Origin of the sequence: Halomonas salsilacus (genome assembly GCF_051216275.1) — a bacterium.
Lineage (GTDB): Bacteria > Pseudomonadota > Gammaproteobacteria > Pseudomonadales > Halomonadaceae > Halomonas.
Window position 1 is genome coordinate 15,206 of the sequence record NZ_JBPKAQ010000010.1, and the last position, 15,326, is coordinate 30,531.

Sequence of the window (15,326 nt, forward strand, 5' to 3'; positions counted from 1 at the left end):
GGAAGTCGCAGCGGTCGGTGACCCAGAGGCGCAGGTAGCGGACGGTGCGGCCTAAGCCGTCGACGAGCGCCCTCATGGGCGAGCTCCGACGGGGGCCACGCCGGCCTCGGCGTCCATGGGCAGGCGGGCGATCAGCTCGCCCACCTCGCTGGCCACCTCGGCGACGGTTTGTTCGTCGTAGAGCCGGCCACGCCGCTTGCGCAGGCCGCGCTCGTAGAGCTTCACGTGCTCGTCGGGGGTGACGCCGGCATTGGCCAGGCAGTGGCTGGCGCAGTGCATCTGGCAGCCGTCGATGGCCACGATGGGCCGGCCGGAGCGGGCGATGCGCATAAGCCCCGGCACCCCGCCGCCGACGCCGGCGATGCAGGACATCTCGGCCACGCCGCCGTGGTCCAGGCGCAGCGCCACGTCGTTGGCCAGCTGGGCCACGTCGGAGCAGCCCGAACAGGAGTAGACCAGGGTGCGGGGCTTGCTGGTGGCTCGGGGCATCTTGCCTCCCTCTTCCGGTGCATTCCCGACGTTCCGGGGGACGTCAGTCGTCGGTCAGCATGACGTCGCGCAGTTTCTGCTCGTCCAGCACGGTGAGCCGCTGCCGATCGATGTTGATGGCACCGCTGTCGCGCAGCTTGGCCAGCAGCCGCGACAGGGTCTCCGGCGTCATGGCCAGCTGGGCCGCCAGCCAGCGCTTGGGGATGGTCAGGCGGATCACCCGAGGACCCTTCGAGCGCCCCGGTGGCAGCTGGCGCAGCACATAGCTGACCAGCCGCGACATGGCGTCGCCCTGGGTGAGCAGGGCCAGGTCCTCGAGGCGTTCGGTGAGCTCCAGGGCCAGGCGGCTCATGAACTCGGCGCGGCAGGCCGGCTGCCGATCGAGGATCTCGCGACAGCGGGCCGCCGGGATCGACAGCACGTGGGTGCGGCGCAGCGCCTCGGAGGAGTAGAGGTAGACACCGGCGCTGGCGACCATGCTGAGCTCACCCAGGGTGCCGCCGCGCTCCACGCACCGGATGGTGGCCATGCGACCGTCACCGGCGGCGCGCACCAGGCGCACGGTGCCGCTGATCACGATATGCAGCCACTGGGCCGGGGTCTCCTGGCGGAACAGCCATTCGCGGGGCTTAAGGGTGCGCAGCTCGGACACCTCGAGCAGCGTCTCCAGCTCCTCGTCGGCCAGCGCCGCGAGCCAGGGGACGCCCAGCACCAGCTCGCGCAGCTGCTTCGGCTTGAAGAGCAGCTCAGTCGAGGAACTGGACGGCGGGGCAGTAACCGTAGGCATGGCCTTCCTCCACGTTATGGTTGGCATCGATCATCAGGTAGCCATGGGCCTGACTCGCGGCGCTGAGCATGTGGGAGCCCTGACCCCCGGCCAGGCGAGCCACCGGCGCGCCCGCCGACCAGTCGAGCACCACCCGCAGCAGCTCCCGCCGCCCCCGGGGGCCGCGCCGGGAGAAGCCGGCGGCCACCGGGAAGCGCTGCAGCGGCGCCGCCTCGCGCCCCTGGCGGACCTGCACGAAGGGCAGTGCCAGCAGCTGCCAGCCCACCAGCGAGGCCACCGGGTTGCCCGGCAGGGCGATCAGCGGCGTACCGGCATGGAGGGAATCGCCGAGGTAGCCCAGGGCGAAGGGCTTGCCGGGCTTCATGGCAACACCGTGGAAGGCGATGCCGCCCAGCCGCTCGATGACCGGCCGCACATGATCCTCTTCCCCTACCGATACCCCACCGGTACACATTACCAGATCGGCAATGTCACGAGCCTGAGAAAAGGCTTGATGCAGGTCATGGGGAGCGTCCGCGATCACGCCGAGATCGAGCACCTCACCGCCGGCCTGGACCAGCAGGGCGAGCAGCATGACGCGGTTGCTGTCGTAGACCTGGCCCGGCACCCGGGCACTGCCCGGCTCAATCAGCTCGTCACCGGTGGATAGCAGTGCCACCCTCAGGCGTCGCACCACGCCCACCTCGCCAAGGCCGTGGCCGGCCAGCAGGGCGATGGCCGCGGCGTCCAGGCGCGTCCCGGCGGGCAGCAGCAGCTCGCCCTCGCGGGTCTCCTCGCCGCGACGGCGGATGTTGGCGCCCGCGGCGAGCTCACCCTCGACGTGCATGCGTCCCTCGGGGTCCAGGCGCACCCACTCCTGGGGCACCACCGCGTCGGCGCCCAGCGGCACCGGCGCGCCGGTGAAGATCCGCGCGCAGCCGCCTTCCGGCAGCCTGAGCACCCCGGCCCCGGCGGGCACGCGCAGCGTCACCGGCAGGCCTTCGGCGCCGAACTCGGCCCGGCGCAGGGCGTAGCCGTCCATGGCGCTGTTGTCGACGCCCGGCATGTCCAGGGTCGCCCGTACCTCATCCATCAGCACCCGCCCGGTGGCCTGGGCCAGCGACACACGTTCGGACCCGCGGATGGGCCGGGCCGCGGCGATCATGCGCGCCCGGGCGTCGAAGAGGTCGAGCAGGCCCGGGGTGACGACCTCGGCGCAGCCGCAGCCGCTCATGATTCCACCGCCTGGCGGGCCGCCTCGCCCTCAGGCGCCTGCCGGCTGGCGCAGCGCTCGGCGTCCGGCAGCACCATGGCCACGAAGTTGCAGGGCCGAGTGCGGGCGTCGAGCTGGGCGGCCAGGATGCCGTCCCAGGCGGTGGCGCAGGCCTTCGGCGAGCCGGGCATGGCGAACACCAGGGTACGGTCGATCAGCCCGGCCACGGCGCGGGACTGGAGGGTGGAGGTGCCAATGCTCGCAAGCGACAGCTGGCGAAACAGCTCGCCATAGCCGTCGACGGCCTTGTCGAACAGCGGCGCCAGCGCCTCCGGCGTGGTATCGCGGGGTGTGAAGCCGGTGCCGCCATTGACCAGTACCACCTGGATGTCGTCACGCACCACCCACTTGGAGACCACCGCGCGGATGCGGTAGACGTCGTCGGGAACGATCTGCCGCTCTACCAGCGCATGGCCGGCCTCGGTGAGGCGCTCGGCAAGCAGGTCGCCGCTGCCATCCTCGTCGAACCCGCGGGTGTCGGAGACGGTCAGCACGGCGATGCCCAGCGGGGCGAAGGGAGTGTCGGCGTGGACATGGGCCATGGGGTCCTCCTGGCCGCCCGCGGTGCGGGCGGCGGCATGCAAAGGGAAATCGCGTAGGAGAGGGCCGTGTACGGCCCTCGTTTCATTGCATCAGCGAGTTGGCGCTATCGTCGTCCAGGGTGACACCCTCGACGCCGATCTCCGACTCCAGCATCAGGAGGTAGTGGCGCAGCGCACGGCGGGTAGACTGTTCGCGCAGGCTGTGGCGCACGCGCTCGGCGACCTGCTCATAGGGCAGCTCGCGACCCTCGACGCGTTCGTCGATGGCGACCAGATGCCAGCCGTAGCGGGACGCCAGGGGCCTGTCGTGCAGCCCCTCGGGGAGGTGCTGAAGGGCACGGTCCAGCTCGGGCACGGTCTGCCCCGGGGCCAGCCAGCCCAGCTCGCCGCCCTGCTCCTTCGAGGGGCAGGCGGAGTGGCGTATGGCGAACTCGGTGAAGCGCTCGGGGATGGTCGAGAGCTCCTTGAGCAGCGCCTCGCCCTGGCGGTAGCCGGCATCCCGGGCCTCGGCGTCGTCCGGCGCGGCGGGCAGCAGGAGATGGCGCACCTTCAGGCGGGTAGGCTCGCTGAAACGCTCGGCGTGGGCGGCGTGGAAGCGGCGGCAGTCCTCCTCGGAGGGCTCCGGCACGTCCAGCTCCTTCTCCAGCAGGGCGGCGATGGCGGCATCGCCCTCGTCCAGCGCCTCGCCGGACGCCTCGAGAAGGCCGAGGTCTGCGGCGCGCTGGCACAGCAGCTCGCGCACCACCAGCGCCCGGGCCGCCTTGAGCTGGGCGGTGCCGGCGGAGTCCGCCGGGTGGAACTGCATCTCCTGGGCGATGGCGGACTCCTCGATGGTGGCGCCGCCGACCCGGATGGGAGGGGGGCTCGCGCCCCCCGGGATCAGTTCGATATCGATCTTCTGCATGGTGATGACTCCTCAGCCCCGCTTGCGCACGATCTGGTAACGCCGAGTGATATAGCCCAGCGGAAGGCTCCACACGTGCACCAGACGAGAGAAGGGGAACAGCAGGATGATGGTCAAGCCCAGGAAGATGTGCAGCTTGTAGATCCAGGAGACGTTCTCCATGTAGGCCGCCGCACCGCCTCCGAAGAAGATGATGGATTGGGCCCAGCTGGAGAGGGTCAGCATCATCTCGCCGTCCATGTGGCCCAGCGAGAAGAAGATGGTGATCATGCCCAGGAAGGCCTGGAAGACGATCAGCCCGAGGATGACGGTGTCCATGGGGCTTGAGGAGGCCCTCACCCTGGGGTTGGTGATGCGGCGATGCAGCAGCATGCCACCGCCCACCAGGCACATGACCCCGGCGATGCCGCCCACCACGATGGCCAGCAGCTGCTTGGTGCCGGCATGCAGGAAGGGCGAGTAGACCCAGTGCGGTGTCAGCATGCCGAACAGGTGACCGAAGAAGATCACGATGATGCCGATATGGAAGAGGTTGCTGGCCAGGCGCATGTTCTTCGACGAGAGCATCTGGCTGGAGCCGGCCTTCCAGGTGAACTGGCCGTGGTCATAGCGCAGCAGGCTGCCGACCAGGAAGACGGTGCCGACCAGGTACGGGTAGTAGCCGTAGATCAGGTGGTCGAGATAGGTACCAATCGCGGACATGGTGATTCTCCTGTTAACGACCCTTCACCGGAGGCATCGCCTCGGGTGAGAGAATGCGAACGGCGTCGCTCTGCACGCCTTGCTTGCGCTCGGCCAGGCGGCGGCCCTCGGCGGACTGCAGGGCGCAGTCCTGGTCGGACTCGGCGGAGAAGCGCACCGCCTCCTCTTCCCAGACCGCATCCAGCGCCTCGGGGGTGTCATCGCGGGTCTCGCCCTGGACCTCCTTGCGGTGGGCGTCGGCCTCGGCCTCGGCGCCGATCAGCGCCAGCAGCCCCCTTGGCACCAGGGCGTGATCGGCGTCACGCTCCTCGAGACGCGCGGTGAGCAGCCCGAGGATATGGCGGATCTCGCCCAGCCAGCGGCCGATCTCGGCCTCGTCACGGGTGGAGAGATACTCCAGGAACACCGGCAGATAGTCCGGTAGCTCCCTGGCGTCCAGCTCGAAGCCCGCGGCGTTGTACTCCGCCATCAGGTCGACCATGGCCTGGCCGCGATCGCGGGACTCGCCGTGGACGTGCTCGAACAGCAGCAGCGAGGTGGCACGCCCCTTGTCGAACAGGGCTACGTACTCGGACTGCAACTCGAGCAGGTCACCGTCAATGATGCGCTGGCACCAGTCCATCAGGGCGGTGCGCAGCGCTGCCGACAGGCGGCGCTCCTGGTCGATGATCTCGATGAGCTCGCCGGCCGCGGCCTGGAGCTCCTCGGTGGGGTAGTCGAGCAGGCGGGCCAGCACGCGCAGGCTGCGCATACCGACGGCCGGTTCGGCCATATTGAGAGCGGCATCAGTCATGACGCACCTCCTCTGCTTTCTCGTCGCGCCGCCCCCCGGCTTTCTCATCGCGCCGCCCCCCGCTCTGCGGATCAAAGGTTTCCACCGGCTGGACCAGGGTGGTGGTCTGGGAGCGGCCGTTGAACAGGCTAGACTTGTTCTCGCCGTGGCAGCCGTCGCCGAAGGTGAAGCCGCAACCGCCGCGCTCCGGGAAGGCTTCGGTCGCCATCTCGCGATGGCTGGTGGGGATCACAAAGCGATCCTCGTAGTTGGCGATGGCGAGATACCGATACATCTCTTCCACCTGGGCCTCGGTCAGCTCGACGTCGTCGAGCACCTCGGTATTGGGCTGGCCGTCCACGTGCTTGCCGCGCATGTAGAGACGCATGGCCATCAGGCGCTTGAGCGCCAGCACCACGGGAGCCTCCTCACCGGCGGTGAGCATGTTGGCCAGGTAGCGCACCGGAATGCGCAGCGACTCGATCTTCGGCATCACGCCGTCGAACTCGATCTTGCCGGCCTCGGCGGCGGACTGGATCGGCGAGAGCGGCGGCACGTACCAGACCATCGGCAGGGTGCGATATTCCGGGTGCAGCGGCAGCGCCAGGCCCCACTCCATGGCCATCTTGTAGACCGGCGAGGCCTGGGCGGCGGCGATCACGTTATCGGTGATGCCGTCCTGCTTCGCCTGGGCGATCACTGCCGGGTCGTTGGGATCCAGGAAGATCTCGCACTGGCGATGGTAGAGGTCACGCTCGTCCGGGGAGCTGGCCACTTCCTCGATGCGGTCGGCATCGTAGAGCAGCACGCCGAGGTAGCGGATGCGGCCCACGCAGGTCTCCGAGCAGATGGTCGGCTGACCGGCCTCGATGCGCGGGTAGCAGAAGATGCACTTCTCGGACTTCCCGGTCTTCCAGTTGTAGTAGATCTTCTTGTAGGGGCAGCCGGAGATGCACATCCGCCAGCCGCGGCACTTGTCCTGGTCGATCAGGACGATGCCGTCCTCCTCGCGCTTGTAGATCGCGCCGGACGGGCACGATGCCACGCAGGTGGGATTGAGGCAGTGCTCGCACAGCCGCGGCAGATACATCATGAAGGTGTTCTCGAACTGACCGTAGATATCGGCCTGCACCTTCTCGAAGTTCATGTCCTTGCGGCGCTTGGCGAACTCGGTGCCGAGGATCTCCTCCCAGTTCGGACCCCACTCGATCTTCTTCATGCGCTCGCCGGAGATCAGCGACCGCGGGCGCGCCACCGGCTGGTGCTTGCCGATCTTGGCGGTATGCAGGTGCTGGTAGTCGAAGGTGAACGGCTCGTAGTAGTCATCGATCTCCGGCAGGTCGGGATTGGCGAAGATGTTCGCCAGCACCCGCCACTTGCCGCCGATCTTCGGCTCGATCTTGCCGTCCTTGCGGCGCAGCCAGCCGCCCTTCCACTTCTTCTGGTTCTCCCACTCCTTGGGATAGCCGATGCCGGGCTTGGTCTCGACGTTATTGAACCAGGCGTACTCGACGCCCTCACGGCTGGTCCAGACGTTCTTGCAGGTCACCGAACAGGTGTGGCAACCGATGCACTTGTCGAGGTTGAGGACCATGCCTACCTGGGAACGAATCTTCATTTCACCGCCTCCTGCACGTAGTCGTTGCCCTCTTCATCCAGCCAGTCGACGTGCTTCATCTTGCGAACCAGGACGAATTCATCGCGGTTGGAACCGACGGTGCCGTAGTAGTTGAAGCTGTAGGAGAGCTGGGCGTAGCCGCCGATCATGTGGGTCGGCTTCGGGCAGACCCGGGTCACGGAGTTGTGAATACCGCCGCGGGTGCCGGTGACCTCGGAGCCGGGCACGTTCACGTTGCGCTCCTGAGCGTGGTACATCATCACCATGCCGTCCTTGACCCGCTGGCTGACCACCGCCCGCGCCGCGATGGCGCCATTGGCGTTGTAGACCTCGATCCAGTCGTTGTCCTCGATGCCGATCGATGCCGCATCGGGTTCGGAGAGCCAGACCACCGGGCCGCCGCGGTTGAGCGTCAGCATCATCAGGTTGTCGCTGTAGGTGGAGTGGATACCCCACTTCTGGTGCGGCGTGATGAAGTTCAGCGCCTTGCTCGGGTTACCGTTGTCTTCGGGCAGCTTGAAGCCCTTGGCCGCCTTGGTATCGATTGGCGGGCGATAGACCAGCAGGCTCTCGCCAAAGGCGCGCATCCAGGCGTGATCCTGGTAGAACTGCTGGCGGCCGCTCACGGTGCGCCACGGAATCATCTCGTGGACATTGGTATAGCCGGCATTGTAGGAGACGTGCTCGTCCTCAAGGCCGGACCAGGTCGGGCTGGAGATGATCTTGCGGGGCTGAGCGACGATGTCGCGGAAGCGGATCTTCTCGTCCTCCTTGGGATGTGCCAGGTGGGTGTGATCCCGCCCGGTGATCTTGGAGAGCGCGCCCCAGGCCTTCATCGCCACCTGGCCGTTGGTCTCGGGCGCCAGGGTCAGGATCATCTCGGCCGCATCGATGGCACTCTCGATCTGCGGGCGCCCCTTCGAGGAGCCTTCCAGCTTGCGATGGTTGAGCTTGCCAAGCAGTTCGACTTCGGAGTCGGTGTTCCAGCTGATGCCCTTGCCGCCGTTGCCAATGCTTTCGAGCAGCGGGCCGACGGAGGTGAAGCGCTCATAGGTCTCGGGATAGTTGCGCTTGACCTCGATCAGCGCCGGCATGGTCTTGCCGGGGATGGGCTCGCACTCGCCCTTCTTCCAGTCCAGCACGGCGGGCTGGGCCAGCTCGGCGGGGGAGTCATGCTGGTGCGGCAGGGTGACGAGATCCGTCTCCTCGCCCAGGTGCCCCACGCAGGCCTTGGAGAACGCCTTGGCGATGCCCTTGTAGATATCCCAGTCGCTACGCGACTCCCACGCCGGGTCGGTGGCCGCGGTCAGCGGGTGGATGAAAGGGTGCATGTCCGAGGTGTTGAGGTCGTTCTTCTCGTACCAGGTGGCCGTGGGCAGCACGATGTCCGAGTAGAGACAGGTGGTCGACATGCGGAAATCCAGGGTCACCAGCAGGTCGAGCTTGCCCTCGGGTGCCTCGTCATGCCACTTGACCTCTTCCGGCTTCTGGCCGCCGAAATCGCCCAGGTCCTTGCCCTGGATGCCGTGACGGGTCCCCAGCAGATACTTGAGCATGTACTCGTGGCCTTTGCCCGAGCTGCCCAGCAGGTTGGAACGCCAGATGAACATGTTGCGCGGGAAGTTCTCCGGGGCATCCGGGTCTTCCGCGGCAAACGCTAGCTCGCCACTCGTGAGCTGCTGGACGGTGTAGTCCTTGGTGGACATACCCGCGGCTTCCGCGGCCTTGGCCAGACGCAGCGGGTTGGTGCCCAGCTGCGGCGCGGAGGGCAGCCAGCCCATGCGCTCGGAGCGCACGTTGAAGTCGATCAGGCTGCCGGGGTAGTCCTCGACCTTGGCCAGCGGTGAGAGAATCTCCTTGATCTCGAGCTTCTCGTAGCGCCACTGGGAGGAGTGGTTGTAGAAGAACGACGTGGAGTTCATGTGGCGCGGCGGACGCTGCCAGTCGAGGCCAAAGGCCAGCGGGGTCCAGCCGGTCTGCGGCCGCAGCTTCTCCTGCCCCACATAGTGGGCCCAGCCGCCACCGCTCTGGCCGATGCAGCCGCACATGACCAGCATGTTGATCAGGCCGCGGTAGTTCATGTCCATGTGGTACCAGTGGTTCATGCCGGCACCGACGATGATCATGGAACGCCCCCGGGTCTTGTCGGCATTGTCGGCGAACTCACGGGCGATGCGGGTGGCCTGCTCGGCGGATACGCCGGTGATCTTCTCCTGCCAGGCCGGGGTGTAGGGGCGGATCTGGTCGTAGGAAGTGGCGCCGTCGTCCTCGCCCTCCTTACCCTCTTTACTTCTAAAACCTCGGTCGATGCCATAGTTGGCGCACATCAGGTCGAAGACCGTCACCGCCAGCATCTCGCTGCCATCGGCCTTAGTTAGCCGCTTAACGGGCAGGTTGTGGAATAGCAGGTCATCCGCGGCGCCCACACCTTCGCCCTTCACATGCTCGAAGTGCTCATGCTCGATGCCGCCGAAGTAGGGAAACGCCACTCTGGCGACACTGTCATGGTGGTCGGCCAGGGTGAGCAACGGCTTGATCTCGGTGCCCTCGGCGTCCAGCGGCTCGAGGTTCCACTTGCCCTTTTCTTTTCCCCCCGCGTCACCGGTCTCGCCCCAGCGGAAGCCGATGGAGCCGCGCGGCACAACGAGTTGGTCGCGGGTCTCGTCCCAGGCCACGGTCTTCCACTCGGGGTTGTTCGCCTGGCCCAGGCTGGCGTCGAAATCGCTGGCGCGCAGCTGCCTGCCGGGCACATAGCTGCCGTCCTCGCGGGGCTCCAGCTCCACCAGGAAGGGCATGTCGGTGTACTGGCGCACGTATTCGGTGAAGTAGGTGCTGGGCTTGTCGAGGTGGAACTCCTTGAGGATGACGTGCCCCATGGCCATGGCCAAGGCGGCATCGGTGCCCTGCTTGGCGGAGAGCCACTCGTCGGTGAGCTTGGAGACCTCGGCGTAGTCCGGGGTGATCGAGACGGTCTTGGTGCCCTTGTAGCGCACCTCGGTGAAGAAGTGGGCATCCGGGGTCCGGGTCTGGGGGACGTTGGAGCCCCAGGCGATGATGTAGCCGGAGTTGTACCAGTCGGCGGACTCGGGCACGTCGGTCTGCTCGCCCCAGGTCATGGGCGAAGCCGGCGGCAGGTCGCAGTACCAGTCGTAGAAGCTCATGCAGACGCCGCCGATCAGCGACAGGTAGCGACTGCCCGCGGCGTAGCTGACCATGGACATGGCGGGGATCGGCGAGAAGCCGATGATGCGGTCCGGGCCATACTGCTTGGCGGTGTAGACGTTGGAGGCGGCGACCAGTTCGTTGAGCTCGTCCCAGTTGGCACGCACGAAGCCGCCCATGCCGCGGGCACGCTTGTACTGCTTGGTCTTGGCCGGATCCTCGACGATGGAGGCCCAGGCGTCCACCGGGTCCTTCTTCTCCTTGAGGGCGTCGCGCCACAGCTTGAGCAGGGGCTTTCTGATCAGCGGGTACTTGAGGCGGTTGGCGCTGTAGAGGTACCAGGAGTAGCTGGCCCCCCGCGGGCAGCCGCGCGGCTCGTGGTTCGGCAGGTCCGGGCGGGTGCGCGGGTAGTCGGTCTGCTGGGTCTCCCAGGTGACCAGGCCGTTCTTGACGTAGATCTTCCAGCTGCAGGAGCCGGTACAGTTCACCCCGTGGGTGGAACGCACGACCTTGTCGTGTTGCCAGCGCTGACGATAGCTGTCTTCCCAGCCGCGAGACTCCTCGCGAGTTTCGCCATGCTCGTTGGCGAAGGGCTCGCGGGCCTTGCGGAAGAAGTTCAGCCGATCAATGAAGTGACTCATGGTCGATCTCCAGGCTTCTTGAAAAGTGGGTGTGACCGCCCTTGGCCACCCGGCCTGCCCTGGGGCGCGATGCAGTGAACCGCACGTCAGGCAGGAACCTTGCCGATGATTCTGGGCGAACAATCCGAGGATTACTGCCCGGTTACCTCCATATACTCCCGCTCTACCCCCAAGGTGATAGGCCCGGCGAACGCGGGGGATAAGACCTCGGGATCAGGCCCTCGCGCCGCGGTCGCTGGCGTGGTCCCAGACCATCACCAGCATGCAGGCGATCAGCGAGGCGTAGAGGAACATGAAGCCGGCGGTGCGGATGCCGACCCACTCGTTGCCCACCGCGAAGACCAGCGGCAGCAGGGCCGCGAAGAGACCGCCCAGGGTCAGCGCCAGGCCCCCCACCAGGGCCATCTCGTCACGGTGGTCGCGGTGGATCAGGCGCATCAGGCTGCCCTTGCCCACCCCCATGGCCGCGCCCATCAGCGACAGCAGCAGCAGGAAGCCCCACAGCGGCGCGTCATAGTGCAGCGCGATCACGCCGTGGACCCCCTGCACCTGCATGACGAAGGGGGGGTAGGAGAGCAGGAACAGGCAGACCAGCACGAAAGCGCTGACCCACCAGCGAAGGGCGCGGAAGTCCCGAGCGTCGGCCAGGGCGCCGCCGACCACCTGGCCGACGCCCACCGCCAGGGTGAAGGGCAGCGCGGCCAGCGCCGCCTCCCTGAGGGGAAGCCGGTACTGGGCGCTCAGGTAGGCGGGCAGCCAGAGCGCCAAGGCAACAAACGTGCCATAGAAGAAGCTGTAGACCAGCGCCAGGCGCCACAGCCGCCAGCAGGCCAGTCGCCGCAGCAGCGCGGCCGGCGGCGACCGAGGCGGCGACTCCTGCAGCGGGTCTGGCACGTCCGGCTCGGCCTCGCGGTCCTCGGCGAACAGCCACAGCAGCGCGGCCACCAGCAGCACCGGCAGCAGGTAGAGCAGCGGGGCGGTCCGCCAGCCGTAGGCCTGGCTGATCAGCGGCAGCAGCAGGTAGCTGAGCCCGGCGCCGACCATGCCGGCGCCATAGAGCCCCAGCGCCAGGCCGGCATGGCGCCTCGGGCAGAGTCCCGACACATAGACCAGCCCTGCCGCGAGCGAGCCGGCGCCCAGGCCCAGGCCGGCGCCGGCCAGCAGCAAGTGGTGGTAGTCACTGGCGTGGGAGAGCCCCCACAGGAAGGGGCAGATCAGCAGCAGGCAGGCGATCATCACCCGGCGGCCGCCGATGCGCTGCGCCAGGGCCGCCATGGGCAGCGCGGCCAGGCCACCGATGGCCATGGGCATGGCCAGCAGTACCGCGAAGTGCGCCTCGCCGAAACCCAGCAGCGCCTTGAGCTCCACCCCCAGCACCGCGAAAATGGTCCAGCTGGCGAACACCAGCGCGAAGGCCAGCGGCGAGAGCAGCACCACGACCAGGGGCCGATAGCCCCCGGTCGGGTCCTGGTCGAGCTCCTGGTCGAGCTCCTGGTCGAGCTCCTGGTCGAGCTCCTGGTCGAGCTCCTGGTCGAGCTCCTGGTCGGCTGGCATCATCGGGGCCGAGAAGTGGGAAGGGTTCAGGAAAGTCTCGGGACCCCGGCCCCGGCGGTCAAAGGAGCATTGGGGGTATGCGTTCTACCCCCATGGGTATAGTAGACTGAGTTCTCCCATCCCCCCGGACGATCTAGAGGCGCAATGAGACTGCTGCGACACTCCCTGGTGGCCCGGATCACCGCCTCGCTGCTGGCCATCAGCGCCATGGCGCTGATCAGCATCGTGGTAACCATGACCGTGGCCACCGGCAGCCGCGGCGACGCTGCCGCCATCAACATGGCCGGCTCGCTGCGCATGACCACCTACCAGATCGTCAACGCCCTGCAGCACTATGAGCAGCAGCCCCGCGCCGAGGCACGCACCCGCGTGGCCGAACTGGCCGAGCGCTTCGAGCGGCGCCTGGCCAGCCCCGAGCTGACCGGCGCCTTGCCACAGGCTCAGGATCACGCCCTGCAGCGCCAGCACCAGATGCTTCAGGCCCGCTGGGAAGAGGAGCTCGCCCCCCAGTTGGCGCTAGCCGGCGGCGACGTGGCGCCCGACCCCCTGCGCGAGACCCTCGACGAGCTGGTCGCCGAGATCGACACCATGGTCACCCTGCTCGAGCAGAACAGCGAATCGAAGATCCAGCTGCTCAGCGTCCTGCAGATCCTCTTCCTGGCCCTCACCGCGGTGGTAGTGGTGATCGCCCTCTATGACATCCGCCACAACCTGGTGCTGCCGCTGCGCCAGTTGGTGGTGCTGGCCAGGGAGGCCGCCCATCGCAACTTCGGCCACCGCACCCGACTGACCGGCAACGATGAGCTGGCCCTGCTGGGGCGCACCTTCGATACCATGGCCGAGGAGCTCGGGGCCAGCTACGCCGACCTGGAGACGCGGGTCTCGCTCAAGAAGGCCGAGCTGGAACGCAGCAACCGCGCCATGCAGGTGCTGCACGATGGCAGCCGCGCGCTCTATGGCGGTGGCAACGACCTCTGCGCCAGCGCGGCCCCCATGCTGCGCCGCCTGGAACAGCTGCTGGGGATCGGCCCCATCCGGTTGTCGCTCCACGATTCCCATGACGATCGCGAGATCCCGATACTGGCCACCCACTCGGCGCGCCGCCCCGAATATTGCCGCGACCACGACTGCCACGCCTGCCTGCTCGACCCCCAACCGCTGACGCTGGAAAGCACCGACGCCGGCGAGTGCCTGCTGCTGCCGGTCAGCGTGGGCGACCTGATGCTCGGCACCCTCGAGGTCTGGTACCCCCGAGACAAGCCGCCCGCCGACAGCGTGAAACGCCTGCTCAACGCCCTGGCCGACCAGCTAGCCACCGCGGTCTACCTGCAGCGGCGTATCGAGGAGCAGCAGCAGGTCACGCTGATGAACGAGCGCACCATCATCGCCCGGGAGCTCCACGACTCCCTGGCCCAGTCGCTCTCCTACCTGAAGATGCAGGTGGCCCGGCTCGAGCGCATGCAGGATAAGGGCGTGCCACAGGAGAGCCAGGCGCCGGTGTTCGACGAGCTGCGCACCGGGCTGGACAGCGCCTACCGCCAGCTGCGCGAGCTGCTCACCACCTTTCGCCTCAAGCTCGAGGGGCCCGGACTTTCCAGCGCCTTGCGCCAGACTGTCGCGGAATTCGGTGAGAGGATGAAAACCAGCATCGACCTGGAGATCGACCTGCCGCCCCACCTGCTCAACCCCAACGAGGAGATCCACGTGCTGCAGGTGGTTCGGGAGTCGCTGGCCAACGTGGTCAAGCACGCCAACGCCCACTGGGCGGCGGTGTCGGTAGCCTTCCGTGCCGCCCGGCTCCACGTCATCGTCGAGGACGACGGCGTCGGCCTGGCGGACGACAGCTCGCCGCCCATGCATTATGGGCTGGTGATCATGCGCGACCGCGCCGAGACCCTGGGCGGCAAGCTGACGCTGCGCAATCGCCCCGGCGGCGGCACCCGGGTGGAGCTCGTCTTCACCCCTCAGACGGCGCGCCTGATCAGCCAGCACGTCGGCGAGGCCAGCCGCCCCGCCATCGCTACCGACCACCACGGGAACAGGGAATAAGCCAGGATGACCGACAAGACCCCCGATACCCCCGCCAGCATCCTGATCATCGACGACCACCCGCTGCTGCGCCGCGGCGTCTCCCAGCTGCTCGAGCTGGAGGACGACATGGTGCTGATCGGCGAAGCCGGCGAGCCCGAGACGGGCATCCGTCTGGCCCTTGCGCTCGACCCCGACATGGTGCTGCTGGACCTCAACATGCCCGGCATGAACGGCATCGAGACCCTGAAGCAGCTGCGCGAGAGGGGCTTCGCCGGCCGGGTGGTGATGTTCACCGTCTCCGACCATGAGGAGGACGTGGTGGCGGCGCTGCAGGGCGGCGCCGACGGCTACCTCCTCAAGGACATGGACCCGGACGAGATGATCCGCCAGCTGCGCCAGGCCTCGCTGGGACGCATGGTGATCAGCGAGAGCCTCACCGCACTGCTGGCCGGAGCGCTGCGCAGCCAGCGCAGCCAGCCGGCGACGCCGGATATCCACAGCCTGACCCAGCGCGAGCGCGAGATCCTGCGCGAACTGGCCGGGGGCCTCTCCAACAAGATGATCGCCCGCAGGCTGGACATCACCGAGGGCACGGTGAAGGTCCACGTCAAGCACCTGCTCAAGAAGCTCAACCTGCGTTCGCGTGTTGAAGCTGCGGTGTGGGCGGTGCAGGAGGGCGTGGAGCGCTGAACCCCGACGGGGGATATTCCGCAACTCTGTGTGGATACCTCCAAATAATCCGGGGGCACCGCCCGCGCCCCTCTGCCCCGCCTCCTTCTTAACAAAACCTTTGATAAACAATTATCTGTAATTCTTCTCCCTCTACCTCCCTGGAGGTATTCCCTCGCTTTTTCGCCGCCGAGGCCACGTTT

Annotated in this window: 12 protein-coding genes; 2 read left to right on the top strand and 10 right to left on the bottom strand. The window is 67.4% G+C overall.

All coding sequences use genetic code 11. The features are described 5' to 3' along the window. Positions 1–72: 72 nt before the first annotated feature. From ACR80S_RS13990 to ACR80S_RS14035, 10 genes are all read right to left on the bottom strand, one after another. Positions 73–489 carry a putative zinc-binding protein gene (locus ACR80S_RS13990; RefSeq protein WP_435401475.1) on the bottom strand — a complete coding sequence of 139 codons (417 nt, stop codon included), beginning with the start codon at positions 487–489 and terminating at the stop codon, positions 73–75. 43 nt (positions 490–532) lie between these two features. Further along, on the bottom strand, positions 533–1,276 hold the full coding sequence (locus ACR80S_RS13995; RefSeq protein WP_435401476.1) for a Crp/Fnr family transcriptional regulator: 744 nt from the start codon (positions 1,274–1,276) through the stop codon (positions 533–535). Then, positions 1,236–2,489, bottom strand: coding sequence for a molybdopterin molybdotransferase MoeA (locus ACR80S_RS14000; RefSeq protein WP_435403572.1), 1,254 nt, complete (start codon positions 2,487–2,489; stop codon positions 1,236–1,238). Before ACR80S_RS14000 ends, ACR80S_RS13995 begins: the two co-directional genes overlap by 41 nt. Continuing rightward, positions 2,486–3,070, bottom strand: coding sequence for a molybdenum cofactor biosynthesis protein B (moaB, locus tag ACR80S_RS14005; protein WP_435403573.1), 585 nt, complete (start codon positions 3,068–3,070; stop codon positions 2,486–2,488). Before moaB ends, ACR80S_RS14000 begins: the two co-directional genes overlap by 4 nt. Before the next feature lie 82 nt (positions 3,071–3,152). Beyond that, positions 3,153–3,974 carry a peptidylprolyl isomerase gene (locus ACR80S_RS14010; RefSeq protein WP_435403574.1) on the bottom strand — a complete coding sequence of 274 codons (822 nt, stop codon included), beginning with the start codon at positions 3,972–3,974 and terminating at the stop codon, positions 3,153–3,155. Positions 3,975–3,986: 12 nt separating this feature from the next. Beyond that, positions 3,987–4,676 carry a respiratory nitrate reductase subunit gamma gene (gene narI, locus ACR80S_RS14015; RefSeq protein ID WP_435401480.1) on the bottom strand — a complete coding sequence of 230 codons (690 nt, stop codon included), beginning with the start codon at positions 4,674–4,676 and terminating at the stop codon, positions 3,987–3,989. A gap of 13 nt (positions 4,677–4,689) precedes the next feature. Then, the gene (gene narJ / locus ACR80S_RS14020) at positions 4,690–5,469 is read right to left on the bottom strand and encodes a nitrate reductase molybdenum cofactor assembly chaperone (protein WP_435403575.1); all 780 of its coding nucleotides are present in this window, start codon (positions 5,467–5,469) and stop codon (positions 4,690–4,692) included. Further along, positions 5,462–7,066, bottom strand: coding sequence for a nitrate reductase subunit beta (gene narH / locus ACR80S_RS14025; protein WP_435403576.1), 1,605 nt, complete (start codon positions 7,064–7,066; stop codon positions 5,462–5,464). The genes narJ and narH overlap by 8 nt, the downstream gene beginning before the upstream one ends. Further along, complete coding sequence (locus ACR80S_RS14030) at positions 7,063–10,869, bottom strand: nitrate reductase subunit alpha (protein ID WP_435403577.1); 3,807 nt, start codon at positions 10,867–10,869, stop codon at positions 7,063–7,065. Before ACR80S_RS14030 ends, narH begins: the two co-directional genes overlap by 4 nt. Before the next feature lie 213 nt (positions 10,870–11,082). Then, the gene (locus ACR80S_RS14035; protein WP_435403578.1) at positions 11,083–12,423 is read right to left on the bottom strand and encodes an MFS transporter; all 1,341 of its coding nucleotides are present in this window, start codon (positions 12,421–12,423) and stop codon (positions 11,083–11,085) included. Positions 12,424–12,567: 144 nt separating this feature from the next. Here ACR80S_RS14035 and ACR80S_RS14040 point away from each other — a divergent pair, with 144 nt between their 5' ends. Both ACR80S_RS14040 and narL read left to right on the top strand, forming a co-directional pair. Further along, complete coding sequence (locus ACR80S_RS14040; protein WP_435403579.1) at positions 12,568–14,472, top strand: type IV pili methyl-accepting chemotaxis transducer N-terminal domain-containing protein; 1,905 nt, start codon at positions 12,568–12,570, stop codon at positions 14,470–14,472. A gap of 6 nt (positions 14,473–14,478) precedes the next feature. Beyond that, positions 14,479–15,144 (top strand): two-component system response regulator NarL, encoded by a 666-nt coding sequence (gene narL / locus ACR80S_RS14045; protein ID WP_435401486.1) that lies wholly within the window; start codon positions 14,479–14,481, stop codon positions 15,142–15,144. Positions 15,145–15,326: the final 182 nt, after the last annotated feature.

Coding starts and splice junctions, on each gene's coding strand:
- ACR80S_RS13990 (WP_435401475.1), bottom strand. CDS start 489: ATGCCCCGAGCCACCAGCAAGCCCCGCACCCTGGTCTACTCCTGTTCG.
- ACR80S_RS13995 (WP_435401476.1), bottom strand. CDS start 1,276: ATGCCTACGGTTACTGCCCCGCCGTCCAGTTCCTCGACTGAGCTGCTC.
- ACR80S_RS14000 (WP_435403572.1), bottom strand. CDS start 2,489: ATGAGCGGCTGCGGCTGCGCCGAGGTCGTCACCCCGGGCCTGCTCGAC.
- moaB (WP_435403573.1), bottom strand. CDS start 3,070: ATGGCCCATGTCCACGCCGACACTCCCTTCGCCCCGCTGGGCATCGCC.
- ACR80S_RS14010 (WP_435403574.1), bottom strand. CDS start 3,974: ATGCAGAAGATCGATATCGAACTGATCCCGGGGGGCGCGAGCCCCCCT.
- narI (WP_435401480.1), bottom strand. CDS start 4,676: ATGTCCGCGATTGGTACCTATCTCGACCACCTGATCTACGGCTACTAC.
- narJ (WP_435403575.1), bottom strand. CDS start 5,469: ATGACTGATGCCGCTCTCAATATGGCCGAACCGGCCGTCGGTATGCGC.
- narH (WP_435403576.1), bottom strand. CDS start 7,066: ATGAAGATTCGTTCCCAGGTAGGCATGGTCCTCAACCTCGACAAGTGC.
- ACR80S_RS14030 (WP_435403577.1), bottom strand. CDS start 10,869: ATGAGTCACTTCATTGATCGGCTGAACTTCTTCCGCAAGGCCCGCGAG.
- ACR80S_RS14035 (WP_435403578.1), bottom strand. CDS start 12,423: ATGCCAGCCGACCAGGAGCTCGACCAGGAGCTCGACCAGGAGCTCGAC.
- ACR80S_RS14040 (WP_435403579.1), top strand. CDS start 12,568: ATGAGACTGCTGCGACACTCCCTGGTGGCCCGGATCACCGCCTCGCTG.
- narL (WP_435401486.1), top strand. CDS start 14,479: ATGACCGACAAGACCCCCGATACCCCCGCCAGCATCCTGATCATCGAC.